Source organism: Helicobacter valdiviensis (genome assembly GCF_003245365.1).
Lineage (GTDB): Bacteria > Campylobacterota > Campylobacteria > Campylobacterales > Helicobacteraceae > Helicobacter_D > Helicobacter_D valdiviensis.
In genome coordinates this window covers 1-1,665 of record NZ_NBIU01000078.1, presented here as the reverse complement: position 1 = coordinate 1,665, position 1,665 = coordinate 1, and the positions used below count along the sequence as shown (strand labels likewise).

At 32.4% G+C, this 1,665-nt stretch carries 2 pseudogenes; both read left to right on the top strand.

The features are described 5' to 3' along the window. Positions 1-327, top strand: a pseudogene (locus B6S12_RS11240) (gp58-like family protein); the annotation flags it as partial. 21 nt (positions 328-348) lie between these two features. Beyond that, positions 349-1,665, top strand: a pseudogene (locus tag B6S12_RS10550) (hypothetical protein); the annotation flags it as partial.

Sequence of the window (1,665 nt, the reverse complement as noted above, 5' to 3'; positions counted from 1 at the left end):
CAAGGAGATATTATTAATAGAGGAAATATTAATGCTAATAAAGTCTTAATGATTGGGAATAATGTAAGAATAGATGGGGGAAAGGTAGGCAATACTAATTCTAATGCACATTTAGTGGGGAATTATGTCTATATAGATGCTGATAGTGTTAAGCTAAATTCTAATAAAATCAATGTTACAGCTTTAAAAGAAGGCTATATTCAAAGACAAATGAATAACTTTGCTAAGGATAATTATAGTTTTGGGAATTTAGGTGGTATCGTGCAAGCTACAGACTATCAAGAAACAGATGGTAAGCTACATATAGGAACTAAAAATACCTTTTAAAAAACAATCACTATAGGGAATATGGGAAGTGATAGAGAAAATGCAAAAGAGTGGTGGTATTTTGCAGATGGGTGGAATAATAATAAGGGAGATATTAGAAATATAGATGAGTTTAGATTGGTGGGGGATATAGATTTTCAAGGAAATAAAGGAGTAGGAGAAGTAGGAAAAGATTGGCAAAACTATGCTGATTTTGGTATTGATTTAGATGGAAATGGAACCATAGATACTGATGAGTATACAAGTATGATTGTGGGAGATAGAAATTCTTTCACGGCCAACTTTGATGGACAAGGATATACACTAAAGAATATTAATATAGATACTACAATTACTAGAAATTATAAACCTAGATATGTTGGAATATTTGGAAATACTGGAGGGGTATTTAAAAATATTAATGTGGATTATATAGGTGGGAGCGTAACAGTAGATATAGGAAATAATAGTCGAATATTCGCAGGTGGCTTTGCAGGGGGTGCTGGAGGAACTTTCTTTAATATTACTTTGAATAATATTAATAATATTAGCAGTCAAGGCAACAATAATTTCAATAATGAAGGTTATTATATAGGCGGATTTGCTGGAGGCACTCAAGGAAATTTCTTTAATATAGTTTTAAACAATATTAACAATATCAATAGTCCTAAGGGCACTGAAAGCCATGCAGGTGGTTTTACAGGACATGCTAGAGGAACTTATACTAACATTACCCTTAATAACATAAAAAACATAAGCAGCCATCAAGATGCGGGCGGATTTGCTGGCTGGATTGAAGATGAAAAATTTTCAAATATAACGCTTAATAATATAGAAAATATTGATGGTAGTAGTGTAGGTGGCTTTGTTGGAGCTGCCTCTGGTGGAATTCATGAAAATATCATCTTAAACAATATAGGAAATTTAAGTGGTTATAGTGTTGGTGGTTTTATTGGATATATTAATGTTGAATCTACATTTAAAAACATCTATATCCATTTTAAAGACAAAGCCACAATCACAGCAAAAGGAGATGGAGCTACTGCAGGTAAATTTCTTGGTGCTACCAGTGATTATTACTACCAAGAGGTTGTAGAACTCTCTAACATCAATCTTTATTATGCAGATGGTAGTCAAATTGCAGAAATAAAAGATGATATAGGCTTTGCTGGTGATGGCGATATCATTAAAGGAACAATAGATTCTCACCCTTATTCAAACGAGCAAGATGGCTTTACTATTTTTAAAAAAGATGTAGAAAATTTCTTTAAAGAAGAAAATAACAAACCACAAATCCATTACAATAAAGAGGGAGGCTATTATACTTTCCTAGATGAAACAAATAATGGCAATGGCGGA